Raw genomic sequence first — 18,595 nt, 5'->3', positions numbered from 1 at the left:
CCCATGGCCGACCTGCTCGAACGCATCCTCGCCTACGCCGGTCCGAAGGGCGACCTCGTGCTGCGCGGCGAAGTCCCGACCGGCACGAACCGATTCCACATCATCTCGGTCGACGACCATCTCATCGAAACCCCCGACCTGTTCCGCGACCGCGTGCCCGCGCGCATGCGAGACGCCGCGCCGCACCTCGAACGCGACGCGGCAGGCAACGACTGGTGGGTGTTCGACAACGAACGCGTCCCGCTGCTCGGCTCCGACGCCATCCGCGGCTGGGAAGCGGGCAAGGGCTACCTCGGCCCGGTCAACTTCGACGAGCTGCACCCCGCGACATACGACGCGGGCGAACGCGTACGCCACATGGACGCCGCCGGCATCGCCGCACAACTCAACTTCCCGTCGGCGCCGTTCGGCTTCGCCGGACGACGTTTTCTCACCATGAGGGAGCACGACCTGGGGCTCGCTTCCCTGCGGGCCTACAACGACTGGCTGCTCGACGCCTGGATCACTCCGTACCCCGAACGATTCATCGCCTGTCAGCTCCCTTGGCTCGGCGACCCCGAACTCGCCGCCGCCGAGGTCCGGCGCAACGCCGAACGCGGCTTCGTCGCCGTCACGTTCAGCGAGAACCCGGAGCGTCTCGGGCTGCCGTCCCTGTACAGCGACGCGTGGGATCCGTTCTTCCGCGCGTGCGAGGAGACCGGCACGGTCGTGAACCTCCACGTCGGTTCGTCCTCCGAGACGATCGTCCCCTCCCGCGACTCGACGGCCGCGGTCCTGGGCGTGCTGTTCCCGATCAACTCGATGGCGACCGCCGCCGATTGGCTCTTCGCCCGCATCCCGGTGCGCTTCCCGGATCTCAAGATCGCCTTGTCCGAGGGAGGTATCGGATGGGTGCCGATGTTCATCGACCGCATCGAGTTCATGGGCCGCGACCTCGACTACCGCGCCGACTTCGGGACCCACTCGCCCGTCGACTACCTGCGCCGCAACTTCTGGTTCACCGTGCTCTCCGACCCCGCGACCATGCGGCTGCGGCACCTCATCGGTGTCGATCACATCATGGTCGAAACCGACTACCCGCACCCCGACTCCACTTGGCCGGACAGCCAGGAAGTCCTCGCTCGGCAGTTCGCCGGCGTTCCGGACGAGGAGGTCGAGCGCATGACTCACGGAAATGCCGCGGCGCTCTACCGGCACACCGTCGCAACGCCCTGACCCGGCTGCTGCGCGAGGTGCGCTGAACGGGCAACCGGCTTCTCTTCATCCGCTTGTGCCGCGTTTCACCGACCTGGCGGCGGCGATCGAGGTGGGGGCGCGGGCTGTGCGGGGTAGGCCGGCGGCGGGCCCGCCGAGGCGGTGGGCCAGGAAGGACCGAGTGCCGAAGATCTGTTTCGGTGCGTTCGGCGACGTCGGCCGGACGCGTGAATCACTTCGTTCGGCCCGCATACGGACGGCGCCGACCAGGGGGTCCGTGTTCGGCGTCCCCGTAGCGTGGGCGCCTATGGGTCCGAGCGTGCCGGTCGGGATGCCACGGCCGAGGCCCGGTCGCCCCTCCAGCCCATCCATACGAGATGGCGGTCGCTGCGACACGGGAAGTGTCGGCTTGCCGCTCGCCCCCCGAGGCCGGTGCGTTGTTGTCAGGGGGTTGTGTCAGAGTCTGGGCATGCTCGAGATCATGGTGGGGACGGAGAGCGGGCGGCGGTACGTCCGTGTGTCCGCCGAGGACTTGGCGGAGTTGGTTCGGCGGATCGGCGGTGACGGTGATCGATTCCTGGTGGTCCAGCGGGTGCCCGACCTGCCGGATGTCTTCGCTCAGGTCTGGCACGCGGCCGGCGGGGACTACACGCTGGAGCACCGCGACGGCGCCGCCGACCGGCACTTCCAGGTGACGGTCGCCAATCCCGAGGCCGTGATCGCGGCAATGACCGGCTGGGCCCGCAAGGAGTCCGGCTGGGACGCCGGTCTGGCCTGGGCGGTGCTGGACATGGGTCCGTCGTGTGAGGTGCCGCCGCTCGACCTGGATGAAGGCGATTACGAGCTGTTGGAGAGGCGGGTGCGCGAGGAACTGGTCGGTGGCTACGCCTCCCGCGCTGAACTGGCGGAACTCGCCGAGGAGTACCTGGTCACCAAGGATCGCCGTCCCGTTTCGCGTGAACAGGGGGCGGCATTGGCCGATCGGTTGTGGTTGGAGCGCGTCGCGGAGCAGGCCGAGTGGCAGGGCGAGACCGACCCGGAACGGCTTGCCCGCGCGTTCGCCGTCCTTCAGCAGGCCGGCATCACCGCCCGTGAGCACTTCACCTGCTGCCGCACCTGCGGCGACTCCGAGATCGGCGGCGAAAGCGGGCCCGGCGCCCGCGGATACGTCTACTTCCACACCCAGTGCACGGACTCGGCGGCGGCAGGCCACGGATTGTCGCTCCTCTACGGCGGCTTCGACGGTTCGTCCGAGACCACCGCAGCCGTCGGCGACGAGGTTGTGGCCGCGCTCGAAGCGGCCGGCCTGGCCGTCGAGTGGGACCGCGACCCCGGTCGGGCGATCACCGTCAGCCCCCTGGACTGGCGCCGCCGCCTGGTCGGATAGCAACCGGGAACGCCTCGATGGCAGCCTGCCGCGCAGGTGTCCGGGCTTTCGGCGATCACATGTGACGTGGGCGGCCTACGCCTGATGCTGTGCTTCGACCAAGAGCCACATGACGGATCGGGGCGAAGGCCCGTGGCGCCCGAGGCTGTCTGCCGCACAGGCGAGAACGCGCTGAAGCGCTCGCGGAACTGTCGTACGTCCAGGGTGAGTTGCCTGTCTGCCTGTCCGGCCCGGCGCTCGGACGCGCTGCTCAAGCCCGGCGGATGCTCTGCCGTGCGCGGACGGGCCGGTCAAGACGCCGGTCGGGCTGCCGCTCGATCCGAAGGCTACTGGTCAACAGCCCTTTCGTCGGCGGTGGAGGACTGACGGCGGTCGCCTACGCGGCCGACGGAACGGTCCTGGCCAGTTTGGACCCGCCGGCCACGAGTCGATAGCCGGACCGGACGAGGAGGCCGAAGGCGGACAGGGTCGGCGTGGGGAGAGGACGGCGCATGGCACTGGGATCGGGCGGCGGGGGCGGCGGCTTTCAGTGGGATCCTGCCGGTCGGCCTGGCCGCGAACGCGACGTGCCTGGGCGCGGATGTGCTCCGGGTGAGTGGGCTCGCCGAGTTCCGCGCCGCGCCGGCCACCGCCCGCGCGTCCTCGCGCACGACGGTCGCGCACGTCGATACCGACCCCCTGATCGGCTCTCCGTCCTCGCAGGCGTGCTGGGACGTACTCGTGGCCGAGGTCTCGACGTCCCCCACGACCGGTGAGGCCCGCCACCGTTACGAACGGGAGAAGACGCCCAACCCTACTGCTGCGCCCCGCGCGGCCCCGAGCACCCCCGCGTCACCACAGGCCCGTGCCGCCCCACCGGACGGGCTGATCAATCGTCGGGTGTCGACTCTCGGCGCGCCGGCGGCTGTCGCGCGGGTCGTCCGCTGTGCCCTGTGTCGTTCATGCGCTCTACGGGCAGCGATCCGCCGGAGGTCGGGTGCGCGCGGCGAGTGGCCATCCCCGAAGTCCCGTCGTGCGCTCACGTCGACGGCGCGGCTCCCTGCCGTTGCCGGCGCGGGCCAGGGACACACAGATCCCCAGGGGTTCTCCAACGCCTGCTCGGGATCAGCACTTCGGCCGCCGAGCGATGGGCGGCTGGGGCTGTCGGAACCGCCTACGCGGCATAGATCGCCAGGTCAGACGCTTAGGGACGAGTAGCCGCAGCGGGGACGCCGGACTTCCGAAGCGCGCGGGCCAGATACTCCATCTCGGGAAGCGTTCCTGAGTAGTCACCATCCAGCACTTGGCGCAGCACAGCCCTGGCGTTCATCAGGTCAACGCCGAGCTCGGCCCGCAGCACGCGCATGATGGCGACGCTCGTCGCCGGCGGAGTGCTCACCTGCAGCCACGCGGGCCCATGCTCGGCGAGCATCTGATCCCGCCGTTCCGTCGGTACGGTGCCACCGCACACGGCTACAGCAAAGCCACAAGTGGAACAGGTCGACTCGACGTCCCAGCGCAACCGGCCATTCACCAGGGCCTGGACTCCCCAGCACCCCAGCTCCGCATCGCAGTCCTGGCACACCGCGGAGTACCGGACGGATTCGAAGACAGCCTGATCCATACCCACCCCCAACCGAGACGAGGGTAAACGACAAGGTCAGCCATCGTCGTCCACGCCTCCTCGCAGTCCCCACTCATCGAGGCTGGGGTGTCACCGACTTCATGGGCGAGGCCACCCACGGCAACTGGGGCCAGGCGCGGCCCCTTCCGCGGTCCCCGACTTCCTCGAGGAGCTGGAGGTCGTCCCGCCCGGGCTGATGGAGGTCACCGACCGGTGCCCCGACACCGAACCCCGCAATCGGAAACGGCATCCTCGTGGGGCCAGGCTTTGATTGCCCCACTGTCAACTGCCGCTTCCACGCGATGCCGACGGCTTCGAACACGCCGCGCTCGCGTCGCCGGCCGTGTGTCGGTGATCGATGCGAACATGCGCGAGAGAACGCTGCGAGAGGAACGGCATGGGCAGCTGGGACATCGGCCCCTTCGACAACGACATGGGCGCCGACTTCGCCGACACCCTGGACGAGGCCCCCGAAACGGAGCGCGAGAACATCGTCCGCACCGCGCTCACCTCCACGATCGCCACCCGGGGCTACCTCGACGCCTTCGAGGGAACGGAAGCCGTCGCTGCCGCCGCACTGATCGCGGCCCAATGCCCGGGAGGAGCACCGATCACCTCCTCCCACGGCCCCAAGGAGTCGATCCCGCCACTCTCCCTCGACCTGCGCGCACTCGCGCTCGACGCGCTCGACGCGCTCGACCGAGTCCTGGCGGAGGACAGCGAACTCGCCGAGCTGTGGGACGAGACCGGCGACGGTCCCCGATGGCGGCGAAACATCACCCACACGCGGCGGATCATCGATACTCGAGGCCGGCCCGCGCCCGATCGTCTGCTCGACCGGTAGGCTCGGCGCGCACACGACCGTCGGGAAGTTCCCATGGCTCGCCGCTGACCGGGCGAGATCAAAGCGCGGCTCTCACGGCGCATCAAGGCGCGTCGGCCCTCGACCATCCGCGGTCTTTCCGCCTCCGCCAACCGGCAGATCGCGATGTTCGAACGCCTTTACAGGCCGGCACCGGGCGAGGTGGTTCGGCGCCCCCTGCAGCGGGTTGCGGCAATCGTACTTCCCCGTGCGTTGGCGAGGAGAGGCACGCGTATCCGGTGACGACTATCGCGCATCCTGAGCGCGTGGTCGCAGGCGTGTGCCCGTCGAGGATGGCAATTGCCGTGTATTGGCTCAGTCGTCATGCGGTCAAGGGCGTGCAGGGAAGGTCGGTCGGATTTGCGCGCGGCTTGGCGAGTGGCGCGCGGTGGACTCGCGGGCCGGGGATATTTCGCCGGCGCGCCGGATACCCGTAGGCCAGACTCGACGCCCATGGAGGATGTGATCGCGCGGCGGGTCGGTGAGTTGGACGCGGATTCGGGTGAGGTGGCCGAGGACGCGCAGCATGCACTGATCGCCCTGGGGCCGCGGGTGCTGGACCGGTTGATCGCGGCAGCACCGGGGTTGGGCTCGTTCGGGCAGCTGTGCGCCATCGAGGTCTTCACCGCGCTGGGCGATCCGCGTCCCGGGGACGCTCTCACGCGCATGCTGGGCAGCGACAACAGCGTGGTCCGGCAGTGGGCCGCGGAAGCCCTGGGCGATCTCGGCATCCACCGTGCCGTGCCGTGTCTGTCGCAGGCCTATGAAGCCTTCCGGCGGCGGGGCGAGGATCCCGACGACTGTGAAGGCGGAGCGCTGCGTTGGGCGCTCACCGAACTCGGTGCCCGCGATGTCGTGCTTCCGGCCCGGGCCGCCGCGCTGCGGCATCAGGTTCCGGGGTTGGGTTCCGCATGGCCGACGGCCCATCTTGCCGAGGCCATCGAGGATCTCGCCGGCCACGGGCAGGCGGTGCTCTCCTTTCAGGTCTGGCAGATCGAGGCAGACGGTGGAGTGTATGGAGGTCACGGACCCGGCATCGACTGGAACATCGACCGCGGCAAGCTCTGGCCGCAGATCGTCGCCGAATGCCGGGAGTGGGCTCTGCTCGCGGCCGAATCCACCGGCACAGCTCGGGACTTGGTGGCGACGATCTGCTGGATCGACGCCGCCGATCTGTGATCGGTCCTCGGCCGTGACTCCGGAAACGAGCCACCAAGAGCCCGGACACCACGCCGGCCCCGACGACTTGGCCTCGTGGGACCGGTTGTGGACCGGTCGTCGCCGGCACCCGGAGGTCGCCGGCGCGACGCCGGTGGCGATGTACCGGGGCGGGACGTCCGTCCGATCGGTCCTGGCCCCTCGTGGCGAATGGACATATGCAGGTGCCGATGCACGTGTGGCCCGGCGGTCCCGGATCTCCACTATCTTCGGATGATGTTGAATCGAACGGCTGTTGCCGGGGTCGGCCTTGCCCGAGTGATGGCGCACTGTGGGGGCGATCCCGGGGCGGCCGTCCGGTACCTGGCGGGCGCCATCGCCTCGGCGCCCGAGGCCCCGGAGCCGTACGCGGTACTCGTCGACTTGTGGCAGGAACAACGACAGGGTCTGGCCGCGGCACTCGAGGGGGCCACTTCGCTGCCGGCGGTGTTGGCGCGGTCCTATGTCGCTTTTCTCGAGAACGACATGAACGTCGCGGTGATGGCACTCGGTTCGGTCACCGGCGCGCGACCCACCGTTGCCTGGGCCAAGGCTCCCTGGTTCGGTGACGCACGCTTCCTCGGCGCGGTGGGCGCAGAGGCGGTGGCCGAGGCGGTCATGCGGACCATGGACCACGGCCACGACCTTGACACACCAACGGTGCGGGGAGGGCTCCTTCCCTGGTTCGATGCCGTCGCCGTGGTCTGCGACCGCGAGCCGCTACCGGAGGCGATGGCCAAGATGGCGATCTTCCTGCGGGCATGTGGACTCACCGACGAGTCGTTCGCCCTCTGCGACCGCGCCGACTCGATGGAACGAGTCATGCTGACGGAGGTCGTACGGGCGGGCACATGGCGCAGGTTGGGTGACCCGGAAAAGACCGCGGCGGCGTTCCACCGCGCACTCGCCCTGGAGCCGGACAACTGGTCGCTGTACCTCGACCTGGCCGACCTGCACGCCGAGCAGGGCGATTTCGCCGCCGCGGCGCGCTTTGCGGGGGAGGGGATAAAGTACGGCCCGACGGAAACCACGCTCCGTGCGGCCGAGGCCGCCTACCGCGCCCGGCACACCGGTGAGCCGGACGCACTCCGCGACCTCATTGCCCTGGTCCCCCACCTGCCCAACGACTCGTACCGGGCACTGCTGATCGATCACGCGTGCGCAGGCCCCACCTTGCCTGCCGAGCTGATCACCGAGGCTCGTCGTCTCCTCCACGGCTGAGACACCGCTTCCGACACGGTGCGGGGCGGGAGCACGACCCTCGTCTACGGCGTGGACTTCGGGACGCGGGACGGGGTGACCTTCTTCTCCCGGACCGGGCCCGGTCCCGGCTGAACCCGGCGGCGGCCTCGTCGTCACTTGCAACGGCGACGGCCCTGGGTCTGTCCCGGGTGGGGACGACGATCCCTCCGACCTGCCGGGCAATTGCGAGTACGCCGACGTGCATCCGCCCTCGCCGCGTCGAATGCCGGTTCGCGTCGGCCGCGTTGCGGATTCGACGCGACGCGACGCGACGCGACGCGACGGGACGGGACGGGACGGGACGGGACGCGATGGGACGGGACGCGACTCGACGCGGGCGGGCTCGGCGTCCCGCGCACGAAGCGCAGACAGGTGGCTCGACGTCCGGTGCAACCCTTCGGCGTCCCACTCACGTATGCCTATGAGATCACCGGAAGTCGTCGAGATGGCCGGTGCGCGGAGACATGGAGGCATGCATGAGGTTTCGCGACTTGCGGCGAGCAACGATCGGTAGTGGTTGGGTCAGAACGTGCCTGGCCGCAGCGGGCGTTGCGGCGCTGCTCGTGGTGCCGACGCTGGCGCCGGCCGAGGCGGCGGCGTCGGCGGAGGCGTCGGCGGAGGCAGCGGGCGCGGTGCAAGCCGGCTCGCACCGGGTTGCGTCGGTGCAGTACAACCTCGGCGATCGGGCATTCGTGCCGCCGCCGGTCGAGGCGGGCCAGTACTATGGGGCGAACGAGCTTGCCGGGGTGGTGCATTACCCGACCGACCTGGCGCGCGGGCGCTTCCCGCTGGTGGTGATCCAGCATGGCCTGTGGGACACCTGCGCCGACCGCCCGGCCTCCGTCGACCTCGCGGCGGCGCTCAAGGCCAGGGACGCGGCCATTGCCGCCGGCGACACCGTCGAGGCCGAGCGGCAGCAGAAGTTGGCCGACGTCGCGGGCGACAGGCTGCGCGGTTGGCCGTGTGCGCCCGGGGTCGGGCAAATCTCCAGCAAGAGCGGATACGACTACCTCGCCCGGGACTTGGCCGCGCAGGGTTTCGTGGTGGTGTCGATCGGTACCAATGGCATCAACGCGACGTCGTTCGGGCAGGCGCCCACGGTGTACCACGCCCGGGCCGCCCTGCTCAATCGGCATCTGGCCATGTGGCAACAGTTGTCCGCGACCGGTGGCGGCGAACTCGCGCACCGCTTCACCGATCCGCGCGACGGTAGGCTCCGTCGGATCGACTTCCGCGGACGGTTGGACATGGCGAACGTCGGCACGATGGGCCATTCGATGGGCGGCGGCGGGGTCATGCAGCAGGCCGCCGACCTCCGCCGGGGCAATTGGCCGGCGGGTGTGACGGTGAAGGGTGTGTTCGGTCTGGCGCCGACCAGCAATTGGGACAACGAGCCGGTCACCCACATCCCGTTCGCGGTGATGTGGGGCACGTGCGACGCGGTGCGCGGCGGCAACTACTTCGAGTGGAACGCCGGGCGGAACACCGTCCCGATTCACAAATTCACCGTACGCGGGGCCAATCACGCCTTCTTCAACACCCAGTGGTCGCCGAGCAGCGGCCAGGTCAGCGCGGAAGACGACGCGGTACCGGGCAGCAAGCCCGGTACCTGCCTTTCCCAGGACGACCGCAACCTCGACCAGATCCAGCTGACCGAGCCCGCTCAACGCACTCTCACGTCCGCGTACGCCTCGGCGTTCTTCCGTCGCTACCTCCACGGTGAGACCACGTTCGACCCGATCCTGGACGGTACGCGGCGCCCGCCGGGGGTGCCGGCCGACGTGGTCGATGCCCAGGTGAGCCGGCCCGGCCCGGCCGGCTGAGCACACGGACCGGCGGGCCGACCGGGAGCGGCCCGCCGGGTCCGGGTCCGTGAAACCAACCGCTCGCGCTGCGCCCGGCGCCCAGGGACCGGCCCTGACGCAACATCAGGTGCGGGTCGGCAGTGGACGATCGACCACCGTCGGCCCCCATAGCGCGGCCGGGTCGCGTGGTTTGTCGCCGACCACGGCGAGGTCCTGCGTGAGCGGCGTACGGCGAGGTCGAACATGGATCGTCAGCCCGCCGACCCAGCCGGGGTGTCGGCGCGATTGCGTGGTGTTCGCTCTTGCCGACCGTCCGGCCCCGGCAAGACGTCGACGTCGATCGATCACGTGCTTCTCCGGTCGTTGCCTGCCTGGCTATCCCACGGCACCGATCGACACATCACAGCGTGAAGAGGCTCCCGACCTGCGGAAAAGCCGGTGGTCACGCCCCGGACTCGTTGAACCGTCAGCGGAGCCGGGCAGCGAGGCAGGCGTGTGATCACGTGTTTGCCGCAACCGCCTCCGCGGCCCGCTCGAGAAGGCGCTTTTCCTCGTCCGTCGTGAGCGGGACCTCCAGAACACGCAGCCAGTCGGCGAGTTCGCCGTCGCGGAGCGGGCGGTGCTCGGTGGGCGCATCGGCCCGGCGCACTGTGAGCGTGGCGTGGGTGACGGTGACATGCCGGTCGGGCAGGTGGCGGGTGACCATCAGCGTGCGCTTGAAGTGCGACTTCGGATGGGTGCTCGTGTAGTAGTGACCGATCTCGACGTCGACGGGCAGTACTGCCAGTTCGTCGGTGGAGTGCATCATCAGCCAGCTGTTGTCGCGCCGGCGGCGCATCTCCCACACGCCGTCGGAGTGGTCGACCCGGTAGCGCCAGCCGAGGTGGTCGTCCTGCGCGCCGTCCGCCAGCGGGATCGGGCGCAGCACGCTCATCCCGAATCCCGGGTCGCACAGCAGCCGTTGCCCGTCCAGCGCCACTTCGACGACCATGTGGGTACGGCCCTGCAGGCTGCCGTCCGCCGGGTCGCCGACACGCCCGAGACGGCGGCGTACGTCATAGCCCAGCCGCTCCAGTACGGCCGCGAAGAGCGTCGAGTGCTCGAAGCAGTAGCCGCCTCGGCCTCGGCCCACGAACTTGTCCTGTACGGCCGCCAGGTCCATGCCGCCGGGCCGCCCGAGGAACACGTCGATGTTGTCGAACGTGAACGTCCGTACGTGCGCCTCGTGCAACTCGTCCAGCGCCTCCCGCCCCGGCGTCCGCGCCGGGAGGCCGAGCCGCGCGAGGTAGCCGTCGAGATCGAGCCCGCCAACCTGCCAAAGATCGGTACTCACGCAGCCAGTCAACCAGTGCCCGGGTCCGGCCTGTCTGGAGGGTGTCGACGAGGAGACCGCGCGGATGTCACCGCCGAAGTAGTCGGCCCGGACGACACCGTCGACCTCGCGAGAGGCGAACGTGCTCGCCGCGTCGACTTCGCCGCAGAGCCGGATTGTCGCCGTTCGGCCGCCTCGAGGTGCGTGGATCGAGGAGGCGTCGAGGGTGCGGCGCGCGTTCAGTGGCCGGAAATGCTCGGCCGACATGGTTCGTTCGGCATCGCAGGGCTTCGCGATGTGCCGAAGTGGGGCATATTGGCGTGAAATCGGGTCCGGTCAACGCGTCCGGGTGTGCTGCGACGGCCAAAAAATACCGTGTTGTAGGAAATCGTTATACCCGAGCAAGGTGGATAAAGCGGATATCTACTGCTACTCGGACAATTCTATCTTGACGTGGAACTCTCCGTGATGGGAATCTCGGCTCCCCTCATCGAGGGTCTTTTCGGTTCCGGGCGGACGAAACGGTCTTCCGGGCGAGCGTGTCGAGAGGTCTCGGCTGCGGCTCTCGTGCCGGGCGGCACGACGGATTCCCTGGGCCGCAACTTACTTCTGCCCAAGAGGTATCACCATGTCTTCGCCTTCCAAGGCAACGCGTTGGGCCACCGCACTCGCCGTGCCGCTCGTCCTGGCCGCCGGCACGGCGCCGGCCTTCGCCACCGGCGACACGTACACCGTAAACCTGCACCAGAAGCTCCCACTGACCGCCACCAGCGATGGGGTGGAGCGGGGTGAGTGCCCGAACACGATCCCGGCCGACAAGGACGGGTGGCACTTCGTGCTTCCCACGAACGGGACGGACTTCGTCAAGCTGACCGTGACCTTCCAACCGGGCGGTCAGCAGGTGATAACCACCTTCGGTCCTCCCAGCGACAAGCACGCGTACGTGGCGTCGCCGGCCGGGGCCACGCTGACCTCCGCGGTCGCCCAGGTCAAGGGTGGCGAGGTGAAGTGGTTCAACCTCTCGCATGCCTGCCCGGCCAAGCCGCCGACAACGCCGCCGACCACCAAGCCCCCGACGACCAACCCGCCGACCACCGCGCCGCCGACCACTACTGTTCCCTCGACCAGCAAGCCGCCGGTCGACGGCACGAAGACCCCCGCGCCCGTCACCTCGTCGGCGGGTACCGGTAGTCCTTCGTCGTCCGCGTCGCCGACCGCCTCGGACTCGGTGGCCCCGACGACCTCGAAGCCCGCGACGACCGGAGGCGGCGGCAAGTCGCTCGCGCAGACCGGCACGGTCGCGGTGGGCGGACTCCTAGCCACCGCCGCGATCCTGGTCGGCGGCGGCATCCTGTTGCGCAGGCGCCGGGGCAACCACGCTGCCTGACGGTCCGAATCGGGCTCGACCGTGAACGACGGACCCCGTCGATCGTCCCGTCCCGCCGAGCTGATACTCGGCGGGACGGGACGACGAACACCGATCACGAGGATTCGCCCGAACTACCGTGCCTGCCGCGCCGGATCCTTCACCGACGCCCCGCGCTTCGCCCCCGTGCGGGGCAGGTCACGTCACTGGGGGGCTCCGAAGTTCTGGGTCCAGCGGGGGCCGCCGGGGGCGAAGTCGACTCCCACGCCGATGTCCTTGAACGAGCAGTTGAGGATGTTGGCCCGGTGGCCCGGGCTGGCCATCCAGGCGTTCATCACCGCCGCAGGGGACGCCTGCCCGGCGGCGATGTTCTCGCCCGATGCGCTCCATCGGTAGCCGGCCGCGCTGATACGTCTGCTCGAATCGGCGCCGTCCGGATTGATGTGGTCGAAGTAGCCGCGTTTGGCCATGTCGTGGCTGTGCCCCTGCGCCGCGGCCTGGAGCTTGGCGTTGTCGGTGAGCGGCCCGCAGCCGTGCTTGGCGCGTTCGGCATTGGTCAACTCCACGACCTGCCGGGCGAACGGCGTCGCAGAACCGGCCGCGGTGGTGGCCGGGTGCGACGGTTTCGCCGTTCGCGACGTGTTCCGGGAGTCCGGGCCGGTTTCGCCCGGTGGACGCTGGGTGCCGGGAGCGGTGGTGGCCCCCGCCGGGGTGCTGCCGCCGGAACCGGACGGCGATGAGGCGGCCGATGGGGGATCGGTGCGTATCGGGCTGGGTGTGCCCGCCGTCGACACCGCTGCGGGACTGGTCGCGGCGACGGCGTGGGCGGGCGAGTCGCCCGACGCTAGCGCGGCGCTCTGCGAGTTGCGGTCGGCCGCCGTGCGGTCACCACCACTGCCGCCCACTGTTGCGGCCGCTGTCGCGACGGCCGCCACGGCCACCGTGATCGCCACCGCGCGGGCGGTGTTGTGCCCGCGCCGGCGGTGTCCGGACCCGGCCGCGCGCCGCCGGCCCGAACGGCGCCGCCTTGATGCGGTGCGGGAGTCGTTGTTCACGTACCTGCGCCCCTTTCCTGTGAGCCGGCCCGGAGCGGCCGACACATAGGAGACCGGGTGGCCGGAGAGGCATAACGAAAAAGCCGAGCCGATTTCCGAATCCGCCTCGGCCCCGCCGGTTCGGTGGAAGCGGCGTGGTCGGCCGCCGACGACTTGTGTTCGCGCGCGACACCGCGTTCGGAGTAGTGCCCCGGCTTTGCGAGGGTCCCGACGAGGTCGAGGTCGAGGTCGACGTCGACGTCGACGTCGACGTCGCCGGCAGTGTTGACGGCTGGGTGGGTCGCGCGTCGCGGTGTGACCCGGAGAACTCGCTATGGCGGATGACGTCGCTGCCGACGTACTCGGTGAGCACGACGGCCAAGCCGCCAAGCGTCCATGTGGCCACCGCACTCCGCCGGTCAACCGGATGCGGGCCGCAGATTGTTCATGAGCAGGCCGAGGGCGAACTCGAAGCGCTCGTGTCCGGTACCGGAGATCAACTCGGCGGCATGGCGTCGAGTCTGCGGGAACTTCTCGGCAGGCAGTGCGGTGAAGCGGTCCAACAACTCCTCGCGGCTGAGTACCCATTCCTGGTCCTGGTGCCGGCGCCGTTGCCGGACCAGCGACTACGAGCGGCGGATGTTCGAGTACGGCGCCGAGGCCGTGCGCAGCAGTCTCGAGAAGCTGCCCGCCTTCGCCCCCGAAGCGAACCTGTCCTGAGACCGGGATTCACCCTGCGCGATCGACCGGACCCGCCCGGTCGATGTGTGGCGAACCCCCGAGAACCCGGAGCAGGCCGTGGCCGCGATACTGGAGCCCGGCTTCAGTGCGCCGGTGGACTTTGATCTGTTACTGGAATCTAACAAATTGGCCGAGTAATTGACATTCATAATACCGCGAATATTTTCGCGAATACGTCGCAAAACCATGGTCGCCGTGCAGCGCCGGCCGCAGGCGATTTCGTGGGTCGCAGTGGGTGTGGCGGTCCTCGGATTTCTCATCACCATGGAGATGTTCGCCCGTCGCTACGGCCTACCGGGGCCGATCACCAGCCAGGCGCGCGAGGTGATATTCGCTCCCCGTTCGGGGCAGCTGCTGTATGCCGGGTTGACGTTGACGATGGTGGTGCTCACCTGGCGGCAACGTTTTATTGCGGTGAGTGCGGCAATCGGCATCGACATCGTCTTCTGGCTGGTGCGGTGGGTGGTCGATGCCAGGATGAACTACGGTAACGGCGCGTTGTGGGTGATTTTTGGCTGCGCGGTCTTTGCTCTCACGCGCCGCACCGGCCGGGAACGCGTCCTGATGCTGAAGGGCGCGGGACTGGGACTGCTACTGGTGGCAGGCCACAAGACCGGCGCTACCTGGCTGCTCATCACGTCGGAAACCCGCCCGACTGTGCTCGACCAGTACGTGGCGACTGCCGATCACGCGCTGGGTGACCCGTCGTGGCTGGCCGGCCGGATGGTCGCGGCCACCGACCCGATCAGCTCCGATGTGCTCGGCACCGTCTATGGTCAGCTTCCGCTGGCAGCGGCCATCGTTGCGCTGTACCAACTGCGAAACGTAGTGGTCGAGCGCCGCTTCCCGGGCCATCACCTGGTGCGCACCTTCCTGGCCATCGGCCTGCTCGGGCCGAGCATCTACATGATCTTCCCGGTGGTCGGACCGGTCTTCGCCTACGGCCCCGACGGCGGGCCCTGGGCAATGGCCGACCTGTGGCCGAACACGCCGCCGCCGATCAGTACCCCACTCTCGATGCAGTTCGACGAGATCACCCCTCGCAACTGCATGCCCAGCCTGCACACGGCGTGGGCTACCATAATTTTCGTTCACTCTCGCAAGGGCTCGCGGTTTATCCGATTCGCAGGAACGTTCTGGCTGATTGCCACGCTCGCGGCCACGCTGGGATTCGGCTACCACTACGGCGTGGACCTCGTGGCCGGTGTGGTTTTTGCGCTCACGATCGAGACTGCAATGCGCTCGCTCGACCGGGGCTGGGACTGGCAAGGAATCTGTCTGGTCATCTACGGCGCGACGGTTTTCGCTGTGCTCCTGGTGTCGTACCGCTATCTGCCGATGGAGATGGCCAGATATCCGTGGGTGTTTGGACCACTGCTCATTCTGGCGATGACCTCGGTCATCTACGCCTATGCGCGGACCACCAATGTGTGGGACCCGAAGGCCGCGCCGGCGGAGCAGGTGGAACCGCAACTCCAACCGGCGTGATCGCTGTGCACCCGGTCACGTCACCACCGACCGTGTGCTCAGCGGTGGTTTCACGGCCCCTGGACGACTGATGCAAGGGGTCCCCGCGGACACGAGGTGAGGGTGTCCAGGCTCGGTGTGCGAACACGGAGACTGGACACCCTCGTTGCCGCACTCTACGCGCGGGTGCGGGTGCGGGTGCGGATCGACGATCGGTCGAAGGCTCCGCCGGAACTGCTGCCGGTGCGACCAGGGATCGGCATCGCCCCGAGGCTCGGCGACGCGAAACTCCCACCCGCCCCGCTGCTGGTTGCCCAAGCCCTCGCGCGGGCCCGGCTCTACGACGCGGAGCACGACCGGGCCCGTCAGTTGCAGCAGGGGCCGCTGCCTCGTGCCCTTCCCCCGACGCCGGCCCACCGCGGCGGCCCGCTACCTGCCCGCGACCGAAGGAACGGAAGTCGGCGGGGACTGTCCAAGGGGCCCGTGTCGCTGCGCCTGGTGCGCAGCCGGACCCTGATCTGCGAGGTCACCGACGGCAGTGCCAGTCTGCGTCGGATCCGTCGTGCGGCGACGAGGATGGCCGCGGCTGCCGAGTTTCTTGCCGTGGTCGGCGACACGTCGGCGGGCCGAGACGCCGGGCACCTCGCTGCCCACGCGGGGCTCGCGCCGGTGCCGCGGGACTCGGACCGAGCATTGGGATGCCCCGCCCTTGGGGAGCGATCATCCCCCCTTTCCCGACAACAGCCCCCGTCAAGGGCTTGGCGTCGTGGGTGCGCGTACCTAACATGTGAGCGAAACATGAGCACGACTCATATTTAAGGGTTCCGTATGATCTCTCATCACTCCGAAGCCCGCCTGTGGTTGCTGAGCACGCCCGGCACCTCCTACGCCTTCCGGTTGGACGCCGACGACGTCCCCCGGCACGTGCACTGGGGTCGGCTGCTGACCCTGGAGCAGGCCGTCGTGATAGCGGCTGACCTACCCGCCGAGGATCCCGGCGGCGACGATCCCGGCGGTGAGGAGTACGCGGTCGAGGGCGCACTGCGCTTCGGGGCGCCGTCGCTGACCGTCCGGTTCGAGGACGGCGTCCGCGGCTTCGAGTGGAGGTTCGTCTCGCACACGGCCGAGGACGGCCGGCTCACGCTCCACTTCACCGACCGCGTCCGCTCCCTCGGTCTCGGCCTGAACTACCGGATTCGGGACGGCGATGACCAGATCGAACGCTGGGCCGTCCTCACCGCGGACGAGGCCGTGGACGTCATGCGGTTCGACTCCGCCGCCTGGACACTGCCTGCCCGTGACGACTACCGCGTCAGTCATGTCGTGGGGGAGTGGGGCCGGGAGTTCCAGCTCCAGCGCGACCGGTTGCCCGTCGGGGAGACCGTGCTCACCAGCCGCCTCGGCATCACGGGACAACACGCCGGACCCTGGCTGATGCTCGACGCGCACGACGCCGCAGAGGAGCACGGCGAGGTCTGGAGCGCGGCCCTGGCCTGGAGCGGCAGCCGCCGGATCACCCTGCGCCGCGACCCCTACGGCCGCGCCTCCTGGACCGGCGGCTTCGGCCACGAGGGCCTGGTCTGGAAACTGGCTCCCGGCGAGAGCCTGGAGACCCCCGTCTTCACCGGGCTCTACGCCTGCGACGGCTTCGGCGGCACCAGCCGCCGCTGGCACGCCTACATAGAACGCCGGGTGTTGCCCGCCCGTCCGGCCGAACGCCCGCTGATCTTCAATTCGTGGGAGGCCACCGAGTTCGACATCACCGAGAAGCAGCAGACCGAACTGGCCGAATTGGCCGCCGGTATCGGTGTCGAGGTCTTCGTGGTGGACGACGCCTGGTTCGGCGCCCGCACCAGCGACATGGCCGGGCTCGGCGACTGGTGGCCCAACCCGGACCGCTTCCCGGACGGTCTGAGCCCACTCGCCGACCACGTTCGTGCGCTGGGCATGGGCTTCGGCCTGTGGGTGGAGCCCGAGGCGGTCAACCCCGACAGCGACCTGTTCCGTGCGCATCCCGACTGGATCCTGTGCCAGGACGGCCGCGCCCGTACCCAGCGCCGTAACCAGCACGTACTGAACTTCGCCCGCCGCGACGTCCGTGAATGGGCGGTCGAATGGCTGGTCAGGACGGTCACAGAGCTGGACGTCGTCTTCCTCAAATGGGACATGAACCGGCCCTTCAGCGAGGCCGGGCAACCCGGGGCCGCCGACCCCGACCGGGTGTGGATCGAGCACACACGCGGCGTCTACGAGGTGATGGACCGGCTGCGCGCCGCCCGCCCGGGCCTGTACCTGGAGTCGTGCGCGGGCGGCGGCGGCCGGGCCGACCTGGGCGTGTTGGCCCGCGCGGACCAGGTCTGGACGTCCGACAACACCGACGCCGCCGACCGGGTCGCGATCCAGCACGGACACTGTCAGATGCTGCCCGCCCGGACCATGGGCGCCTGGGTCACCGACAGCCCGAACAGCTTCACCGCCCGCCCGACCTCGATCCGGTACCGCTTCCATGTCTCGATGGCCGGAGCGATGGGCATCGGCGGCGACCTGCGGAACTGGAGCGAGGAGGACATGGCCTGGTCCCGGACGCTGGTCGAGCAGTACAAGCGGATCCGGCCCGTGGTGCACGGCGGTGTCCAATACCGCCTGGGGGACCACGCCGTGCAGTACCTCACCCGGGATGAGGTCGTCGTCTTCCGGTTCCAGCCGTCCGCGCTGATGCGCTCGGTTGCCCGCACCCGGCTCAAGGGCCTGGATCCCGACGCCCGTTACCGGGACGAGGCCACCGGCGCCGTGCACGAAGGTGCCGTCCTGCTCGGTCACGGCCTCCCGCCGCTGCTGTCCTTCGACCGGACGAGCGAACTCGTCCACCTCGGCAGAGTGCCCCGATGACCCTCGCCCCGGTACGGCCCGAGGCCCTCGCCGAGCCGACCCACAGGGTCGGTCCCGGCTGGGTTGTCCTGTACGTCCTGGCCAACGCCGGGATGTACATCCCGATGCTGGTGTCGACCACGTTCCTGATGCCCGAACAGATCGCCAGGATCGACCCGGACGGAAAGGTCGGCAGCTACGCCTGGGTCAGCGCGATGGGCGCGATCTCGGGAATCGTCGTCGCGCCGCTGGCCGGCGCGCTCTGCGACCGCACCACCGGTCGGTTCGGTCGCCGCCGGCCGTGGATGATCGCGGGCTCGCTGGCCTGCATGGCGGCGCTGGTCTGCACCGGCGTTCAGACGACGGTCGTCGGGGTCGCACTCGGCTCTCTCGTACTGTCCGCCGGCTTCATGATCATCGGTGCCGGGCTCGCCCCGGTGGTGGGGGGGGGGGGGGGGGGGGGGGGGGGGGGGGGGGGGGGGGGGGGGGGGGGGGGGGGGGGGGGGGGGGAGAGGAG

Annotated in this window: 14 protein-coding genes and 2 pseudogenes; 12 read left to right on the top strand and 4 right to left on the bottom strand. The window is 69.5% G+C overall.

Translation table 11 applies throughout. From position 1 onward, the window contains the following. Window positions 1-3: 3 nt before the first annotated feature. Window positions 4-1,215 carry an amidohydrolase family protein gene (locus ACZ4FV_RS33695; RefSeq protein ID WP_395868540.1) on the top strand — a complete coding sequence of 404 codons (1,212 nt, stop codon included), beginning with the start codon at window positions 4-6 and terminating at the stop codon, window positions 1,213-1,215. 448 nt (window positions 1,216-1,663) lie between these two features. Then, entirely contained in the window at window positions 1,664-2,581 is a 918-nt protein-coding gene (locus ACZ4FV_RS33690) for a DUF6891 domain-containing protein (RefSeq protein WP_465324040.1), read from the top strand. Between the two features lie 1,183 nt (window positions 2,582-3,764). Here the strand turns inward: ACZ4FV_RS33690 and ACZ4FV_RS33685 are convergent. Next, window positions 3,765-4,184 carry a hypothetical protein gene (locus ACZ4FV_RS33685; RefSeq protein WP_402235630.1) on the bottom strand — a complete coding sequence of 140 codons (420 nt, stop codon included), beginning with the start codon at window positions 4,182-4,184 and terminating at the stop codon, window positions 3,765-3,767. Window positions 4,185-4,581: 397 nt separating this feature from the next. On the opposite strand from ACZ4FV_RS33685, the gene ACZ4FV_RS33680 reads away from it, so the two are divergent. The 4 genes from ACZ4FV_RS33680 to ACZ4FV_RS33665 all read left to right on the top strand — a co-directional run bounded on the left by ACZ4FV_RS33680 (window position 4,582) and on the right by ACZ4FV_RS33665 (window position 9,308). Further along, window positions 4,582-5,028 carry a DUF4259 domain-containing protein gene (locus ACZ4FV_RS33680; RefSeq protein ID WP_465324039.1) on the top strand — a complete coding sequence of 149 codons (447 nt, stop codon included), beginning with the start codon at window positions 4,582-4,584 and terminating at the stop codon, window positions 5,026-5,028. A gap of 471 nt (window positions 5,029-5,499) precedes the next feature. Continuing rightward, complete coding sequence (locus tag ACZ4FV_RS33675; RefSeq protein WP_465324038.1) at window positions 5,500-6,225, top strand: HEAT repeat domain-containing protein; 726 nt, start codon at window positions 5,500-5,502, stop codon at window positions 6,223-6,225. Window positions 6,226-6,477: 252 nt separating this feature from the next. Next, on the top strand, window positions 6,478-7,464 hold the full coding sequence (locus ACZ4FV_RS33670; RefSeq protein WP_402235638.1) for a tetratricopeptide repeat protein: 987 nt from the start codon (window positions 6,478-6,480) through the stop codon (window positions 7,462-7,464). 497 nt (window positions 7,465-7,961) lie between these two features. Next, window positions 7,962-9,308: an alpha/beta hydrolase gene (locus ACZ4FV_RS33665; protein ID WP_465324037.1), complete on the top strand. Its 1,347-nt coding sequence runs from the start codon at window positions 7,962-7,964 to the stop codon at window positions 9,306-9,308. 481 nt (window positions 9,309-9,789) lie between these two features. Here ACZ4FV_RS33665 and ACZ4FV_RS33660 read toward each other — a convergent pair whose 3' ends face one another. Continuing rightward, complete coding sequence (locus tag ACZ4FV_RS33660) at window positions 9,790-10,623, bottom strand: arylamine N-acetyltransferase family protein (protein ID WP_395868526.1); 834 nt, start codon at window positions 10,621-10,623, stop codon at window positions 9,790-9,792. 607 nt (window positions 10,624-11,230) lie between these two features. Here ACZ4FV_RS33660 and ACZ4FV_RS33655 point away from each other — a divergent pair. Beyond that, a complete protein-coding gene (locus ACZ4FV_RS33655) occupies window positions 11,231-11,989 on the top strand; it encodes an LPXTG cell wall anchor domain-containing protein (RefSeq protein WP_395868524.1) in 759 nt (252 codons plus the stop codon). A gap of 182 nt (window positions 11,990-12,171) precedes the next feature. Here ACZ4FV_RS33655 and ACZ4FV_RS33650 read toward each other — a convergent pair whose 3' ends face one another. Further along, entirely contained in the window at window positions 12,172-12,528 is a 357-nt protein-coding gene (locus ACZ4FV_RS33650; protein WP_465324036.1) for a CAP domain-containing protein, read from the bottom strand. Between the two features lie 893 nt (window positions 12,529-13,421). Continuing rightward, on the bottom strand, window positions 13,422-13,565 hold the full coding sequence (locus tag ACZ4FV_RS33645) for a hypothetical protein (RefSeq protein ID WP_465324035.1): 144 nt from the start codon (window positions 13,563-13,565) through the stop codon (window positions 13,422-13,424). Here ACZ4FV_RS33645 and ACZ4FV_RS33640 point away from each other — a divergent pair. The 5 genes and pseudogenes from ACZ4FV_RS33640 to ACZ4FV_RS33620 form a co-directional block, all read left to right on the top strand. After that, window positions 13,552-13,722 (top strand): hypothetical protein, encoded by a 171-nt coding sequence (locus tag ACZ4FV_RS33640; protein WP_465324034.1) that lies wholly within the window; start codon window positions 13,552-13,554, stop codon window positions 13,720-13,722. The two genes, ACZ4FV_RS33645 and ACZ4FV_RS33640, sit on opposite strands and share 14 nt — an antisense overlap. A 207-nt stretch (window positions 13,723-13,929) precedes the next feature. Beyond that, window positions 13,930-15,231 (top strand): phosphatase PAP2 family protein, encoded by a 1,302-nt coding sequence (locus ACZ4FV_RS33635; protein ID WP_465324033.1) that lies wholly within the window; start codon window positions 13,930-13,932, stop codon window positions 15,229-15,231. Window positions 15,232-15,798: 567 nt separating this feature from the next. Further along, window positions 15,799-15,909 (top strand): annotated as a pseudogene (locus ACZ4FV_RS33630) (transposase); the annotation flags it as partial. A 129-nt stretch (window positions 15,910-16,038) separates the two neighbouring features. Then, on the top strand, window positions 16,039-18,099 hold the full coding sequence (locus ACZ4FV_RS33625) for an alpha-galactosidase (RefSeq protein WP_465324032.1): 2,061 nt from the start codon (window positions 16,039-16,041) through the stop codon (window positions 18,097-18,099). Continuing rightward, window positions 18,096-18,595 (top strand): annotated as a pseudogene (locus ACZ4FV_RS33620) (MFS transporter); the annotation flags it as partial. The gene ACZ4FV_RS33625 and the pseudogene ACZ4FV_RS33620, both read left to right, overlap by 4 nt.

The sequence above is a fragment of the Embleya sp. NPDC025285 genome (genome assembly GCF_055558835.1).
Note: the sequence above shows the minus strand (reverse complement) of the source record. Positions and strands in the feature narration are given on the sequence as shown.